The 15524-nt window shown below is 38.5% G+C and carries 15 protein-coding genes; 7 read left to right on the top strand and 8 right to left on the bottom strand.

What is annotated here, in order from left to right:
- Window positions 1-32 precede the first annotated feature (32 nt).
- Together OCU38_RS00780 and OCU38_RS00775 are read right to left on the bottom strand one after the other, a co-directional pair.
- Window positions 33-1199 carry a nucleotide sugar dehydrogenase gene (locus OCU38_RS00780; protein ID WP_261823425.1) on the bottom strand — a complete coding sequence of 389 codons (1167 nt, stop codon included), beginning with the start codon at window positions 1197-1199 and terminating at the stop codon, window positions 33-35.
- 16 nt (window positions 1200-1215) lie between these two features.
- Window positions 1216-2352 carry an LPS O-antigen chain length determinant protein WzzB gene (locus tag OCU38_RS00775; protein ID WP_261823424.1) on the bottom strand — a complete coding sequence of 379 codons (1137 nt, stop codon included), beginning with the start codon at window positions 2350-2352 and terminating at the stop codon, window positions 1216-1218.
- Between the two features lie 170 nt (window positions 2353-2522).
- Here OCU38_RS00775 and rfaD point away from each other — a divergent pair, with 170 nt between their 5' ends.
- From rfaD to OCU38_RS00740, 7 genes are read left to right on the top strand one after another with little or no spacing between them, the layout of a single operon-like run.
- On the top strand, window positions 2523-3464 hold the full coding sequence (gene rfaD / locus OCU38_RS00770; RefSeq protein ID WP_261823423.1) for an ADP-glyceromanno-heptose 6-epimerase: 942 nt from the start codon (window positions 2523-2525) through the stop codon (window positions 3462-3464).
- A gap of 12 nt (window positions 3465-3476) precedes the next feature.
- On the top strand, window positions 3477-4451 hold the full coding sequence (gene lpxM, locus OCU38_RS00765; RefSeq protein WP_261823422.1) for a lauroyl-Kdo(2)-lipid IV(A) myristoyltransferase: 975 nt from the start codon (window positions 3477-3479) through the stop codon (window positions 4449-4451).
- The gene (locus OCU38_RS00760; protein ID WP_261823421.1) at window positions 4448-5671 is read left to right on the top strand and encodes an O-antigen ligase family protein; all 1224 of its coding nucleotides are present in this window, start codon (window positions 4448-4450) and stop codon (window positions 5669-5671) included. Before lpxM ends, OCU38_RS00760 begins: the two co-directional genes overlap by 4 nt.
- 7 nt (window positions 5672-5678) lie before the next feature.
- Window positions 5679-6716 carry a lipopolysaccharide heptosyltransferase II gene (gene waaF / locus OCU38_RS00755; RefSeq protein WP_261824213.1) on the top strand — a complete coding sequence of 346 codons (1038 nt, stop codon included), beginning with the start codon at window positions 5679-5681 and terminating at the stop codon, window positions 6714-6716.
- A 22-nt stretch (window positions 6717-6738) separates the two neighbouring features.
- Window positions 6739-7533, top strand: a complete 795-nt coding sequence (locus OCU38_RS00750) for a glycosyltransferase family 2 protein (protein ID WP_261823420.1) — start codon at window positions 6739-6741, stop codon at window positions 7531-7533.
- On the top strand, window positions 7530-8609 hold the full coding sequence (locus OCU38_RS00745) for a glycosyltransferase family 4 protein (RefSeq protein ID WP_261823419.1): 1080 nt from the start codon (window positions 7530-7532) through the stop codon (window positions 8607-8609). The genes OCU38_RS00750 and OCU38_RS00745 overlap by 4 nt, the downstream gene beginning before the upstream one ends.
- Window positions 8610-8613: 4 nt before the next feature.
- Complete coding sequence (locus tag OCU38_RS00740) at window positions 8614-9675, top strand: alpha-2,8-polysialyltransferase family protein (protein WP_261823418.1); 1062 nt, start codon at window positions 8614-8616, stop codon at window positions 9673-9675.
- Window positions 9676-9684: 9 nt separating this feature from the next.
- Here OCU38_RS00740 and OCU38_RS00735 read toward each other — a convergent pair whose 3' ends face one another.
- From OCU38_RS00735 to OCU38_RS00710, 6 genes are read right to left on the bottom strand one after another with little or no spacing between them, the layout of a single operon-like run.
- On the bottom strand, window positions 9685-10371 hold the full coding sequence (locus OCU38_RS00735; protein WP_261823417.1) for an acylneuraminate cytidylyltransferase family protein: 687 nt from the start codon (window positions 10369-10371) through the stop codon (window positions 9685-9687).
- Complete coding sequence (locus OCU38_RS00730) at window positions 10371-11432, bottom strand: nucleotidyltransferase family protein (RefSeq protein ID WP_261823416.1); 1062 nt, start codon at window positions 11430-11432, stop codon at window positions 10371-10373. The genes OCU38_RS00735 and OCU38_RS00730 overlap by 1 nt, the downstream gene beginning before the upstream one ends.
- 25 nt (window positions 11433-11457) lie before the next feature.
- Window positions 11458-12108 carry an acetyltransferase gene (locus OCU38_RS00725; RefSeq protein WP_261823415.1) on the bottom strand — a complete coding sequence of 217 codons (651 nt, stop codon included), beginning with the start codon at window positions 12106-12108 and terminating at the stop codon, window positions 11458-11460.
- Complete coding sequence (gene neuB / locus OCU38_RS00720; protein ID WP_261823414.1) at window positions 12101-13174, bottom strand: N-acetylneuraminate synthase; 1074 nt, start codon at window positions 13172-13174, stop codon at window positions 12101-12103. Before neuB ends, OCU38_RS00725 begins: the two co-directional genes overlap by 8 nt.
- Window positions 13175-13181: 7 nt before the next feature.
- Window positions 13182-14354, bottom strand: coding sequence for a UDP-N-acetylglucosamine 2-epimerase (gene neuC, locus OCU38_RS00715; protein WP_261824212.1), 1173 nt, complete (start codon window positions 14352-14354; stop codon window positions 13182-13184).
- Window positions 14355-14364: 10 nt separating this feature from the next.
- Window positions 14365-15519, bottom strand: coding sequence for a LegC family aminotransferase (locus OCU38_RS00710; RefSeq protein WP_261823413.1), 1155 nt, complete (start codon window positions 15517-15519; stop codon window positions 14365-14367).
- Window positions 15520-15524: the final 5 nt, after the last annotated feature.

The raw sequence follows: 15524 nt of genomic DNA, 5'->3' as shown, positions 1-15524 counted from the left end.
GCGCCTTTTCTTGTATTTAATATCGAAAGCAATTAATCGCTGCCAAATAAATCACGAGTGTAAACTTTATCAGCTACGTCCTTGATCTCTTCAACCATACGGTTAGACACAATCACATCAGACACCGCTTTAAACTCTTCTAGATCGCGAATATTACGTGAGTTAAAGAAGTGCTCTTCTTGCAACACAGGTTCATACACAACCACTTCAATACCTTTGGCTTTCAAGCGTTTCATGATGCCTTGAATGGAAGAAGCACGGAAGTTATCGGAACCCGCTTTCATGATCAAACGGTAAATCCCAACAATTTTAGGGCTACGCTTAATAATGGAATCGGCAATAAAATCTTTACGAGTACGGTTAGCATCAACGATCGCGCCAATAATATTGTTTGGCACTTCCTGATAGTTTGCTAGTAACTGCTTAGTATCTTTAGGTAAGCAATAACCACCGTAACCAAAAGAAGGGTTATTGTAGTGATTACCAATGCGTGGGTCTAAGCCTACACCTTCAATGATTTGACGAGAATCTAGGCCAATAGCTTCAGCGTAAGAATCCAACTCATTAAAGTAAGCTACGCGCAATGCTAAATACGTATTAGAAAATAGCTTAACAGCTTCGGCTTCTGTTGAATCAGTAAACAAAACATCGATATTCTCTTTTTGCGCACCTTCAACCAATAGGCCCGCAAAGGTTTCAGCACGTTCACTGCGCTCACCAACGATAATACGAGATGGGTACAAGTTATCGTACAAAGCTCGGCCTTCACGCAGAAATTCTGGTGAGAAGATAATATTGTCACAGCCAAACTCTTGCTTAATGCGAGCAGTATAGCCCACAGGGACTGTTGACTTAATCACCATGACCGCTTGCGGATTAATCGCCATGACATCTTTAATGACAGCTTCGACTGACGAAGTATTGAAATAATTCGTTTGTGGGTCGTAGTCAGTTGGCGTCGCAATTACGACAAACTTAGCGTCTTTGTATGCCAGTTCTTTATCCAACGTCGCTACAAAGTTCAGCTCTTTTTCAGCAAGAAACTGCTCTATCTCTACATCAGCAATTGGGGATTTTTTCTTGTTTAGCAACTCAACCTTCTCAGGGATGATATCCACTGCAACCACTTCATTGTGCTGCGCTAGCAACACTGAGTTTGACAAGCCTACGTAGCCTGTTCCTGCGATAGCTATTTTCATGCTTTTTTCTCTTAAATTAATTATCTTCTTTGCGGCCAAAGGCAAAACGGACTAGAACAATACCCACCCCAAACATGCCGCCAAACAGAACACCTAATACCGCAATCAGAGCTCGTTTCGGTGCATCACGATTAATCGGTTGTTCTACATCTTCAATAAAACGATATGATTTAAAGTCGATGTTTTCATCAATAGACAACTTACTCAATAAATCTAATTTGGCATCAATCTGTTGCAGTCTTGGCTCAATAACAGCTAAGTTTTTAACGCTCTCAAGAGCCGTTATTTTCGCTTTAATCGCTTTTGCCCCTAAGTTTATGGCAAATAGTTCTTGGTCACCTAGATTCTGAAGCGGTGAGTTCACTGATGCAGCTTTTGCAATATCATAGGCATATTTAGCTCTTTGCAACTCAACACTCAAAACCTGCTTTGCTTGAGACTCTAAAATGGTTTTTTGTTGCTGCAACTGCACTTGCTTAGCATCTAATGTCGCTTGTAAGTTTCTAAATGCATCGGCTTTTACTTTCTTTTCGATCATTGCGACATAATCATTCAGCAGCTTATAGCTGTCTAATTGAGTCGTAGCTTGCAATGATAATCTGTATTCATCACGATGCCCTTTCTCCGTAGGTGATGCGGAGATTTTCTGATACCACTCACTATATAGACGTCTTTGTTGCACATCTGTATCGGCATCAGCATCTTGCTCAAGTTGCTCTTTAAACGCTAAAAACGTTTCATTGTTATCAAAGAAAGTTTTCTTATTTGCAGTGGCATTAAATGAACGAACGAACTGCGCAAAAATCTGACTTGGATTAACCAAGTTATCCAACTCCTTACTAATGCGCACAGTGCCGTCATCTTGATAAGTATCAAAAATTGGCTGGAAGGATTTTACTTGTTGGCGATAAATCGCAAAATCATTGACTTGAGGCTCGACAATTCTCGCTTTAGAACTCCACCACTCTTGCGCATTCAGTGCATACACAACAGCTACGCAAGCAAAGATAAAGGTAGAAATAATAATTAGAAACTTGCCCTTCCAGAGCGCTACAAACAAATCACGAAGATCGATTTCATCATCTTGGTAATAAGCATCCATTGCAGGCTGCTGATTGGATGATGTCGGGTGGTTAGATTGATTCAAGTTCATTCCTCTATAACTTTATCTTATCGTTTCTACGGGAGTAATAATCAACATCAATAATCTAGGCTATTGATCATCTGCATTGAATTTAAGTTTCTCATAAATCGAGCTTTAATTCCCTAGATTTTAGTTCCTTGTTATACTCAGGAATAGTTGAATTTGAAGGAAAATACAAAATGATCATAGTAACCGGTGGTGCTGGAATGATTGGCAGCAATATTGTGAAGGCCCTAAACGATAGAGGCATAAACGATATTTTGGTTGTTGATAACCTTAAAAATGGCAAAAAGTTTGTCAATCTGGTTGATCTTGATATCACAGACTATATGGATCGTGATGATTTCCTGACTCAGATTATGGCCGGTGACGATTTTGGCCCTATCGATGCAGTCTTCCATGAAGGTGCTTGCTCAGCAACTACCGAGTGGGACGGCAAATATATGATGCTGAATAACTATGAGTATTCGAAAGAATTGCTTCACTACTGCCTAGAGCGACAAATTCCATTTTTGTACGCTTCATCAGCGGCTACCTATGGCGAAACTGACACCTTTATTGAAGAAAAACAATATGAAGGTGCGTTAAATGTATACGGTTACTCAAAACAACAGTTTGATAACTATGTACGCAGACTCGTTGCAGACGCCAAAGCACATAATGAAACCCTGTCGCAAATCACCGGCTTTCGATACTTCAATGTCTACGGTCCTAGAGAGCAACATAAAGGCTCAATGGCATCTGTTACCTTTCATTTGAACAATCAATTAAATGCTGGCGAAAATCCAAAACTGTTTGCAGGTAGCGAACACTTTAAACGCGATTTTGTTTATGTTTGCGATGTGGCTGCGGTAAACCTTTGGTTCTTAGAAAATGAAGTATCCGGTATCTTTAACTTAGGTACAGGCAATGCAGAATCTTTTGATGAAGTGGCAAAAGCTGTCATTAAACACCATCAAAAAGGACAAATTGAAACAATTCCTTTTCCAGAACACTTAAAAGGTGCATATCAGGAATATACCCAAGCCGATCTTACTAAGCTAAGAGCGACAGGTTGCAACCACACCTTTAAATCAGTAGCCCAAGGCGTTGCTGAGTATCTAGATATCATTAATAAGTAGTTGCGAAGAACAATGAAAGAAACTCGTAATGATTTTGATCCTAAAGCCTATAACCCAGAATTTAAATGGTCTTTTCTTGCCCCTAAATTCTGGACGACTTGGCTAGGGATTCTGTTTTCTATTCCATTTAGCTTTTTACCTATTGCACTGCATCGCAAGTTAGCTTCGTATGCAGCTAAAAAAATCAGCTCGAAAACTCGCGGACAAGCACAAAGAGCAAGAGTCAATCTTAGCTATTGTTATCCTGACATGCCTAGCAGAAAAAGAGAGCAGATTATCTCTAAGATGCTGACTACTGCAGGAACCTATTTAATGCGCTTTCCATTACTAACATTGCGTAGCCGAAGCTGGTTAGACCGTAATACAGTAGTTAATGGTATAGAGCATTTCACCAAGCTAAAAGAAGCTAAGCAAAATGTCATTTTTTTGGTTCCTCACACTTGGTCTGTTGACGTATTCGCAATGCTACTTGCATCAAAAGGATACCCAATGTGTACCATGGTCAAGAGTCAAAAAAATCAGCTGAGCGAATGGGCAATGTCTAAGCAGCGCAAGCATTATGGCGGTCGCCTTTATGAACGCTCTGGAGGCATAAAACCTTTCATCAAAGCAATTAATGATGGCTATACCGGATATTTTTTACCAGACCAAGATCATGGCCCAGATAAAAGTGTTTTTGTTGATTTTTGTGCCACAACTAAAGCGACACTGCCAGTTATGGGATTCTTGGCTAAAGCCACAAACTCTCAAGTTATCCCGCTATGGACTGAATTTAATGCTGAAACTGGGAAATTTGAAATTGATGTATACCCTGCCCTAGAAAACTTTCCCACAACTTCACCGGAAGGGGATGCTTTAGCGATGAATAAATTTATAGAGCAATGTTGTGAAGATAAGCCAGAGCAGTATATGTGGAACTTGAAGTTGTTACTTTCGCAGAAGGATGGCAGTTATATATATGCTAATAAGAAGCCTGAAGTAAAATGAGGCTTTTAAAAAAGAGAATATCAGAGAACCTAATTTATATTCCATTACTCTGGATTGCTACGGGGATGTTTGCTTTTAGTAAAGGGGATAAAATTTTACTTATTATACTAGGCCTTTGTATTTGTATATCTTTGATAACTGATGGATTATCAACAATAAAGCATAATTGGAGTAACAATCCATGGCTAAAATGGCTTCTAGTTTTGGCATTATTTGGGGTTATTTCAGATAAAGTACATGGTTTTGGTAGTCGTGAAATAAGAGCGTTGTTAACCGCTTTACTTTTATTTACCTTTTTAAATTTAAAAAACTTACGTCTTATTAATATTGTAATTCTACTTTTAGTAGCATCTAGCAGTGCTACTTTTATTAGTTATTTTTATCAAAATATTCATATTATAGACCGTAGATATTGGCCCGTAAATGCCATTCCTTTTGCATCTTATATTACACTGTTAATTAGTATTTCTTTGCTACTCAGTCGTTATGTTAGTAACAATATGGCGAAAGCTATTCTCATTCTATCGTCATTCCTTGGGTTTATTGCACTCTTGATAACGGAAAGTCGAGGACCTCTAATAGCCTTAGTCTGCACATTTTTTTCTTGTGCCCTATATTTAATATGGTATAAAAAAATTAATTGGAAATTCATTATCTATTGTTCAATAGTCGTTGCTATAGCGATTATTTCTACTCTACCTTACTTACAGTCAAGATATAATGAAACTGTCACCGAAGTGAATCAAATCCAAAAGGGAAACTATAATACCTCTGCAGGTTTGAGGCTATCAGTCTATGCCATTGGCCTCAATATGATGAAAGAGAAACCTATTTTTGGTCACGGAAAAGATAATCTACACGCTCGCTGGGACTTAATGCTGAAGAATAAAGAAATAAATTCGTACGTACATCAAGTTTTAAGCTGGAATTTCCATAATAATTTCATAGAAAAAGGGGTTACTTCTGGGCTTATTGGTATCGCAACTATGTTTTTATGGCTCGGTATGCCCATAATTTATGGTTGGAGATTATACAAAGAATATTTTCTTTTATTTTCAGCCCCACCCATGCTTTATTTCTTTGCTAGTTTAATGGATACTCCGGCGACAAACGGTAGTAGCTACGTCACGTATTTGATTTTTGTGGGCTTAATATTAACCACAGTTAAGAACCACACAGATAGAAAAAATAAAACGGTTGAGGAGTCCCATCTTGCCTAATTCACCTATGAAGATATTAATCATTGGACCATCATGGGTTGGTGATATGGTTATGTCTCAAAGCCTATATAAAAAACTCAAAGAACAACATCAAGACGCAGAAATTCATGTTCTAGCGCCTGCTTGGTGCAAACCTATCCTAGACCGAATGCCCGAAGTGCATAGCTCAATAGAAATGCCGTTGGGACACGGAGCCTTGGATATTGCAACTCGTTATAAATTAGGCAAAGCCCTAAGAAAACATAACTTTACTCATAGTTATATTCTGCCAAATTCAGCTAAATCCGCACTGATCCCATTCTTTGCAAAAATACCTAACCGGATTGGTTGGAAGGGAGAAATGAGATTTGGACTCCTTACTGATATAAGAACTAACCGTAAAGACTTTCAATACATGATTGAGCGTTATTGTGCTTTATCACAACCAAAAGTCGCCATGCTCTCGAGCGAATCTTTAGGGGGATTAAGCTCTCTTCCATATCCAGAGCTTAATGTTTCTGATGCACAAAGAGATGAGGTTCTAACTAAGTTTAAGTTAAACCTAGAGCGACCAATTGTTGGACTTTGCCCCGGTGCTGAATTTGGACCGGCTAAACAGTGGCCTCCAGAATATTATGCAGAGCTCACTAATTATTTAATCCCGTTAGGTTATAGTGTTTGGATATTCGGTTCTAAAAATGATGAGCTAACCTCATCTCAAATACTAAATAATGTCGACTCCAATTTACAAAAAGAGGTGGTGAACCTTGCAGGAAAATCCAGTCTTGTCGAAGCTACAGATCTATTAAGCTGTTGTGATACTGTGGTCAGCAACGACTCTGGAGCTATGCATATTGCTGCGGCTGTAGGCTGTTCAGTCATAGGTATCTATGGTTCAACCTCTCCTGACTATACTCCTCCACTATCTGACAAAGTGGCGATTTTACACACTGATATCTCTTGTCGACCATGCTTTAAAAGAGAGTGTCCTTATGGGCATCTTAAATGCTTAAAAGAACTGGCACCTAAACGAGCAATTGAAGCATTTAATACGCTACACGCATAATTGAGGCTACTTTTTAACTATTATGAAAACTTCTCTTATAATAACGACTTACAATTGGAAAGAAGCACTCGAAGCTGTGCTGAATAGTGTTTTATTGCAAACACGCTTACCTGATGAGGTTGTTATTGCTGATGATGGATCTCGTGCTGACACGGCGAAGTTAATCAGTAAATTTCAAAGTAGCTTCCCTATTCCACTAATACACTCTTGGCAAGAAGACGATGGCTTTCGAGCCTCCATGAGCAGGAATAGAGCAATCGCTAAATCAAGCGGTGATTATATTATTATTATCGATGGTGATATTGTTCTAAATAAACACTTCATCCAAGATCACATGCTTAATGCAAAGGTAGGATGGTTTATTCAAGCTGGGCGAGTATCCTTAGGCAAAGAAATCACAGCCACTCACTTTGCGTCAGGTCAGCTTCCCACACTATTTTCTAGCGATATAAAAAATAGAAAAAACCTCATTTGGAACCCTGTGTTCTCTAAAATCTTTTCTCGAAAATGGAATAGCTCAAAATCGACAAGAAGCTGTAACATGTCATTCTGGAGGAACGATGTATTCTCTATCAATGGGTTTAATGAAGATTTTGTTGGCTGGGGACGAGAAGATAGCGAGTTTGTTCATCGACTGCTTAATAGCAACTTGAACCGTTTATATCTAAAGTTTGCCGGTATCGGTTACCATCTTTACCACAATGAAAACTCTAGAGAACAACTGACACAAAATGATAAGATCCTAGAGAATACAATAAGTAATAGCCTCAAACGCTGTGAAAATGGTCTAGATAAACATAAAGAAAATATCTCATGAAAATATTGGTTCTCAGCTCTTATATTGGCCCAATGAACACAGTTAGACCCGAAGCCGAAATGTTTATCTCTATGGCTAAAAAGGGGCATGACGTGACAATCATGACCCAAGAACATGCTGGATATGCTGAGGTTTGTAAGCAAAATGGGGTGAAAATCATTGATAACTACCCAACTAAGAAAATTTGCTTAAAAACCATTAAGCTTGTCAAACAAGAACTTATCTCAGGTAATTATGATATCTGTTATGCCTTTGATTCAAAGACTATTCCTAACGCAGCATTTGGGTGTATCGGTACAAAAGCAAAAATGGTGACATACCGAGGGACTACTGGTGGCTTATATCGCCATGATCCTACGGCATATTTAACTCACCTGCACCCTAGAGTAAACGCTATTATTTGCAACGCCGATGCCGTGGCAAAAGATGTGCAATCTAGAGTTTGGAGCTCAAAAGTCGCAGTAAAACGAATTTATAAAGGACATAAATCGGCTTGGTATCAAACAACTGCAACTCAACGTGCCGATTTTAATCTTACTGACGAGCATATTATTGGACTATGTGCATGTAACGTTCGTCCAAGTAAAGGGATCTCGGTACTACTGAAATCTTTAGAGAAAGTCACAAACCCCAATTTTCATCTATTTCTCGCTGGCAATGGATTTGAACAACACGCTGAAGAAATAAAGCGAAGCCACATGTCAGAACGTATTCACCTACTAGGTAGCAGAAGTGACGTTCCTTCACTATTAAAAATGGTGGATATTCAATTACAACCATCTATTAGCGGTGAAGGTTTCTCAAGGGCAGTAATAGAGGCGATGGCCGTTGGAACCCCTTCTATTGTTACCACCACAGGTGGTGGACCAGAGCAAGTTGAAGATGGTGTGTCAGGCTATGTTGTAAATACAGGTAACTCTAATGAACTGGCTGATGCTATCAACAAATTAATTGATAACCCAGATCTTATCCTTGCTATGGGACAGAATGCTCAACAAAGAGTTGATAGCCTATTCAGTAATGACACCACAGTGAAAGAGCACCTTCAATTTTTTAACACTATTACAAAGAAATAGTAAGATGCAATTATATATATGTTCAACATTACGTCACTTGCTATTTAGCTTATCGAGAGCTTGTGTTGAGAATACAAAATCGCATGTTGTCTTTTTAGTCGATCATCAAAATATTGATGAGTCAAATTTAGATTTCGAAAACTTACCTGAGCATATTACTGTATCTAAGGTCTCTAGAAGACACCTAGCAAATGAAGTGAAGTATACTCTATTAGGCAAACTCACTTATTTTTTGTCTATGAGAGAACTAACTGCCCCTACGTATATCAAAAACTCACTTATTGATCTTATTGAAAAAGAGGTTGATACACTAAAGTTACATGACGTCACTGCCCTTTTTGTTTTTAATGAAAGAAACAAAACGGCTAGGCTATTTAGGCTGATATTTGAAAAGTACAGCATCATTGAAGATGGGTTATTGAACTATGCAAGAAGAACTCTACCGCTTGCAAAGACAATTGCTAATTATCTTAATGGTAATTTTTCTAATAAAAGGATTGCTGGTGAAGACCCCAATTGCATCGCGATTTATGCAATTAATCCTGTAGGTTTACCGAGTGAAATATCAGATAAGGGGATTAAAGTTGACTTCTTAAGTCACGAAAAATCTCTTAAAGTAATTCATGATACGTTTAAATTAGAGTCACTGCCAAAGCAATATGTGATCTTAGCAACCCAACCTGTTATTGGTTACTTTGAAAGACTCTCTTTACCAACAAATCTGCATATTGAAATATATAAAAAAATAATTTCTTTTTATAATAAAAAAGGATTAGAAGTAATCGTTAAGCCACATCCTCAAGAAAGCAAAGATGACTACATTGAACTTTCCCAGCAGGCGAGAATTATATCTGAACAAACACCGCTTGAAGCCTATGTGATTGGTCAAAAAGAGAAAACAGATATTATTTCTCTTTTCTCTTCTGCGGGTATGGGGTTTGAGGAATACTGTGCTAGGAAAACATTAATTGGTGATGATGAGGCAAAGTATATCAATGAAAGGTTAAAACTCTGGTACGCTTCAAGTGATGCTTTAGATAGCGTTATCATAGATAAGCTATCCTAACTAAGATTATTACTGGCTCAGAATAAAGCTTGCAAAATCAAAGTCCAGTTGATTATCAATATCAATAGAACTTTCGTTATTCATAATATAAGCGTACGAATTATCAGTATAAGCTAGTTTTTCCAGTATCTTTAACTCAGAAACATCAAATATATAAATAGCACCATTTAATCGGTAATAATCACCTAGTTCCTGAGATCTTTTATTTGCATTGTCAGAGATAAAACTACCTAAACAGTGATCTTCAGGAAGCGTATTGGACCATAAAGGCGAATGTTCACATGGTGTTACAGACACAATTGAAAACGCCTCTTTCTCTATAAATAGATCGAGTGCTTGCTCTATATGCTTAGCCTGTCTTAGTGGTGATGTTGGCTGCAATAGAATCAATATATCCGCATCCTGAGCGAATTTCTCTAGTGTATAAAATACGACATCTTCTGTTTTAGCTTCATCGCTTGATAATGCCTTAGGTCTTAACTCTGGAACCACAGCTCCGCAATCAACCGCAACATCCATAATATCTTGATCATCGGTACTAACAATAATCTCATCAATATATGAACATTTACGAGCAGCTTCAATTGTCCAGTTAATTAAGGGCTTTCCCGCTAATGAGAGTATATTTTTTCTTGGTAATCGCTTACTTCCGCCCCTAGCAGGAATAAGAGCTATAACCTTTTTACCATCTATCACTATAAGACTCCTAAGCCTAAAATATCTGACTGTGCCCTATTAAAATCATCCATTCGGCCAATATCTAACCAATACTCATGTATAGGGAACATTAGTACGTCACTATCTAGTGCCATATGCTGTTCTAGTAATGTAGGCATATCTATTTTATGATTTTTAGGTACTGATTTGAAAATCTTAGGTGATACTACATATATCCCTGCATTAATAAAGAAACGTTGCACAGGCTTTTCAACCATACTGGTTATTTTATTACCTTCACCGTTTATGACTCCATAAGGGATTTGGTAGTCATACTCCCTGACACACATGGTAGCATCTGCATTATTATCAATATGAAAATCTAATAAGCGTTGAAAGTTAACTTTAGTCAGCACATCACCGTTTATCATGATTAACGGTAAATCATCTGGTAAATCATGAGGTAACAAACCTAATGCACCACCAGTACCAAGTGGGTTCTCTTCGTAAACATATTCAATATTTACTCCTAAATCACTACCATCCCCAAAATAGCTCTCTATTTGTTCTGGCATATAGTGAGTAGAAATATAGAAATTCACAAATCCGGCTTTTATAAAACTATTAATTACCGTTTCTAAAATTGGTTTTCCACCAATTTTCAGCATTGGTTTAGGACAAGTATCTGTTAATGGCTTTAATCGCGTGCCAAATCCCCCCGCCATAATAAAGATAGGGTTTTGATGGCACTCTTTACGCATTGCACTATGCAGAGTTTCTAAGCCTAGAATCACACCATCTTCATCGATTAATGGAACTGATAAGATCTGATGATTATCCATTAAAGCAACTAATTGCTCTTTTGAGGTTCCGACTACTGCAGTTACTGGGTTAGAGTTCATTATTTTCGCAACAGGATCTGTCAATGTTAAATTATTGAGCAGACCTCGTCTAATATCGCCATCAGTCACCATTCCTTGTAGTCTCTTATTTTCATCAACTACGACAGCAACACGCAAAGCTTCACTATTAATAATTTCCAATGCTTGTTTAATTGTACTTAATTCGGTAATTAGCGTTTTTTGCCAGGAATGACTCATTCTGTACCTTTCACTTTAATGAATGTTATTTAGTCGTTATCTTTGCTGGGTAAGCTATCATATCAGAAGCAAGGTCTCTTGTTAGGCAAGCCCCAGCACCAACTACAGCTCCATTACCTACAGAAATCCCCTGAATCACAGTTGCATTAGCTCCAATATATACATTCGTTTCTGTTTCAACATCACCACAGAGTGTTGCTCTTGGTGCAATATGATTATATGAGCCAACGCTACAGTCATGCTCAACGATAGCACCAGTATTAATTATGCTATGACTGCCGATAGTTGCTCCTGCCTGAATAACTGACATAGGGAGAATCTGAGCTCCAACTTCGAGCCTACAAAAAGGAGAAACTATAGCACTATCAGATATTACTGTTTCAAAACGATAGCCAAGAGAAAGAAAAGTTTCATTTAGTTTTCGCCTGAAACTAGACTTAGGCATCAAACCTATCCCATTAACTAAGCTCACGCTATCTGCTGAGAAACGAGAGATATCGGCATCTCTTTTAAGGTGTGTTATTCCGGAGAATATCGCTCTTTGGTTAATATCATCAGGGCATACTATCGCAACAATTTCTCGTTGTTGCTGCAATAGAATATCCGCTAAAACTGATGCGTGACCTCCGCCACCAATAATAACAATTGGTAACTTGGCATTATCACAATCACTCAATGATCAGCTCTCCAGCTTTATAATTTTTAGCCGCCTTACAACCCAGAAGATCCCAATATTTATAAGGTGACAAACCTGTACCAGGTCGTTTTATAGTGAGATTTAAATCAGAAAACACGTCACCAGACTTTATATCTACAGCTGCCACTAAACTCTTCCGTGCCACTACTTTATTTTTTATTTCAGATTTAGTTGGCGTTTTTACACTACTTCCTAAAGCCAGTTCAATTTGCCTAATAGCCTTAACCATTACGGACAACTCACTTGGCTCTAAAGAGGCTTTATGATCTGGACCTTCCATGTTTTTATCTAATGTAAAATGCTTTTCAATCAATACTGCGCCACGTGCAACAGCGGCAATAGGAATAGTGATACCTTCGCTATGATCTGAATAACCAGCCGCTAAATCAAATGCTCTGCCAAGGGTATCCATAGCCTTCAGGTTAATCTCTTCCATTGGGGCAGGATATTCAGTTGTACAATGAAGTATCGTCACTTTCTCTTTTAATGCTTTTTGTCCTGCTTCTGACGCATAAGCTTCTTGAAAACCTAGTATTGAAGGCTCTGCATTTATATCCGCGGTATAACCGAAGGCAATGACACCCAATGCCGTTTCAATATCAGAAAGTGTAGCCATGCCTGTAGAAACAATAAGATCGCACCCCGTACGAGCATGCCTTAATACCAGAGGCGCATTAGTGAGTTCGCCTGAAGGTAATTTCAATCGAGTTAATCCTAAATCATTTACTAGAAAATCTAAGCTCTCAAGGTCAAATGCTGTTGATAAAAACTCAATACCTAAAGAGTTGCAATATTTAACAAGTTCGTGATGCACTTCATATGAAAGCTCTAAACGGCTCAACATGGCTAACTGCGATTCTTGTTTCTGCGTATTTGCTACTTGATATTCAGCTTGCTTGGCTTCTTCTGTAACTAAATTTTTAGCTTTAAATGTTTGAAATTTAACAATATCTGCACCTGCTTTATGAGCGGCATCAACTAACGAAAAAGCTAATTTTTCTTGGCCATTATGATTTACACCCGCTTCTGCGATAATTAAAGTCATAGTTATCTCACTCAATTTCTACATTCAAATCAAAAAATGATTTACAAGGTTCAAACTGCAATGTCTTAATCATATCAATCACTTGAGCACTAGTATCACCTTGTCCGTATGGATTAACGATCAATTCACCATCACTCTTATACTCACGACTTACCGCCATTTTTATTGCACGAATGATAGATTCTTTCGTTGCATCAACATTAAGAACACTTTTAGCCGCCAAACGTCCTTTTTGTCTCAAACCGATATTCACGGTCGGGACATCAAATGCAGGTACCTCAATAATCCCACTAGACGAATTACCAATGACTGCTGCAGCATGCTTTATCGCACTTAAATAGCGAACCTGCCCTAAAGATGGAATAGCTAATACCCGATTAGGCCGCTTAGCAGCATAGTTTTCTAATAATGGAATAATACGGCGCCCACCATCATCAGCATTCGGATAGGTCAATATCACTTGGTGTTCTGGATACTCATCTAAAGCATCAAGCAAAGACTGAAAACTCTCTTCCGGTGATTCATCACCGAGAGTCACCGGATGATACGTCACAACAAAATAAGGATTAACTAATTGAAATTTTAAGGATTCACTTAGCTCCAATATACTCATAAAAGAAGCTCGGTTTAGATGATCCAATCCAATAGCGCCTACATTTCGTACTCTATCTGGAGATTCCCCTAGTTGAATAACTCGCTGCCGATATTCATCGGTAGACGTGCCATGAAGATAGCTTAATTTAGTAATTGCATGGCGAATCGCATCGTCATAAGCACCTTCCGTTATTTCACCACCATGAAGGTGTATAATTGGAATACGTAATATCATCGCGGTTTGCGCAGCCGCTAGAGCTTCAAAGCGATCGCCCAAAACAATCAATACATCGGGCTGCATTCGAGCTAATGCATCGGCAAAACCTAAAACACCAAGCCCCATGCTTTTTGCCGTTCCAACAGCAGAGTCTGATGATAATAATATCTCTATTTTTTCATCAATCTTAAAGCCATCACTCTCAATCTGCTGGTAGGTGTCACCAAAGTCGGGCGACAAATGCATCCCAGAAACCAATAGCTGGAGTGTTAACTCTGAATCACTTTCTATATCTTTAAGTAACCAAAAAAGCAGACCGTATTCTGCTCGTGTACCAGTAAAAACCGCTACATTTTTATGAGTCTGCATCATAAATATCTCACTTAGATACGAAAGAAACTGGCGTGCTTGGAATATTAATTAAGTGCGCTTCAATAAATTCTGAATAGCTTAAGTCTCCACGCATGGCATTTTTAAACATAGGTAAACGATGCATTAATTGCCAAATTGGACGAGTCATCACACCAGCAGCATTGGTAACGCTTAACATGCCCTCTCTACTTTGCTTATCTGGACAAATTATGGCATTCAACCAATAGTTAGACTGTGCATACTCAGGTTCAACGACAAACTTAAACTCTGACTTCTCGAAAAATGCTTTATATGCGTCAGCAAGTCGTCTTTTTTTCTCTAAATAATTTTCAAGTACTTCCATCTGAGCACAACCTAAGGCCGCATTCAGGTTAGGCATTCGGTAGTTAAAACCGGCTTCATCATGAAAAAACTCATAAGGATGAGGGACTTTCGCTGTTGTAGTGATGTGTTTCGTTCTTTGGCCTAGCTCCAGGGTCTTACAAAGCACCATGCCGCCACCACCAGTGGTAATCACTTTATTACCATTAAAACTGACAGCGCCAAAGTCACCAATCGTACCTGTGTGCCTACCTTTATAAAAAGAACCAAGGCTTTCCGCTGCATCTTCAACCAAAGTAATATTCCACTTCAAGCAAACCGCAAGCAATTCATCAAGCTCAACAGGGTGCCCAAAGGTATGCATAGGTACAACCGCTTGGATACGTTGACCTGTCGTCTTATGAACGCAGCCTGCTTCTGTTTGCTCAGCATACTCATTAAGATACTCATCCACCGCTTTCGGACAAAGTCCTAAACTTACAGGGGAAACATCCACAAATATCGGCTCTGCTCCCATGTGGTGAAGCGCATTACAAGTGGCCACAAATGTCAGAGCTTGAGTAATAACAAGATCACCCTGTTTAACACCTGCCATATATAACGCTGCGTGCAAAGCAGCAGTGCCATTAACTGTCGCTACTGCTTTTGCTGAGCCTGTATATTCTTCAATCTTTTTTTCAAAATCATCGACAAATTTGCCTACGCTAGAAACAAAAGTACTGTCTAACGTTTCCATTACATAGGCTTTCTCATTCCCGTTAAAAGTAGGGGCATGCAATGGAATAAAGTCATTGGTTTGGTATATATCTCGTACAAACTCAACAATTGATGTTTCTTTCATGACGC

The sequence above is a fragment of the Vibrio neonatus genome, assembly GCF_024346975.1.
GTDB lineage: Bacteria > Pseudomonadota > Gammaproteobacteria > Enterobacterales > Vibrionaceae > Vibrio > Vibrio neonatus.
This window is presented reverse-complemented; position numbering and strand designations above follow the sequence as displayed.

Coding starts and splice junctions, on each gene's coding strand:
- OCU38_RS00780 (WP_261823425.1), bottom strand. CDS start 1,199: ATGAAAATAGCTATCGCAGGAACAGGCTACGTAGGCTTGTCAAACTCA.
- OCU38_RS00775 (WP_261823424.1), bottom strand. CDS start 2,352: ATGAACTTGAATCAATCTAACCACCCGACATCATCCAATCAGCAGCCT.
- rfaD (WP_261823423.1), top strand. CDS start 2,523: ATGATCATAGTAACCGGTGGTGCTGGAATGATTGGCAGCAATATTGTG.
- lpxM (WP_261823422.1), top strand. CDS start 3,477: ATGAAAGAAACTCGTAATGATTTTGATCCTAAAGCCTATAACCCAGAA.
- OCU38_RS00760 (WP_261823421.1), top strand. CDS start 4,448: ATGAGGCTTTTAAAAAAGAGAATATCAGAGAACCTAATTTATATTCCA.
- waaF (WP_261824213.1), top strand. CDS start 5,679: ATGAAGATATTAATCATTGGACCATCATGGGTTGGTGATATGGTTATG.
- OCU38_RS00750 (WP_261823420.1), top strand. CDS start 6,739: ATGAAAACTTCTCTTATAATAACGACTTACAATTGGAAAGAAGCACTC.
- OCU38_RS00745 (WP_261823419.1), top strand. CDS start 7,530: ATGAAAATATTGGTTCTCAGCTCTTATATTGGCCCAATGAACACAGTT.
- OCU38_RS00740 (WP_261823418.1), top strand. CDS start 8,614: ATGCAATTATATATATGTTCAACATTACGTCACTTGCTATTTAGCTTA.
- OCU38_RS00730 (WP_261823416.1), bottom strand. CDS start 11,432: ATGAGTCATTCCTGGCAAAAAACGCTAATTACCGAATTAAGTACAATT.
- neuB (WP_261823414.1), bottom strand. CDS start 13,174: ATGACTTTAATTATCGCAGAAGCGGGTGTAAATCATAATGGCCAAGAA.
- neuC (WP_261824212.1), bottom strand. CDS start 14,354: ATGCAGACTCATAAAAATGTAGCGGTTTTTACTGGTACACGAGCAGAA.
- OCU38_RS00710 (WP_261823413.1), bottom strand. CDS start 15,519: ATGAAAGAAACATCAATTGTTGAGTTTGTACGAGATATATACCAAACC.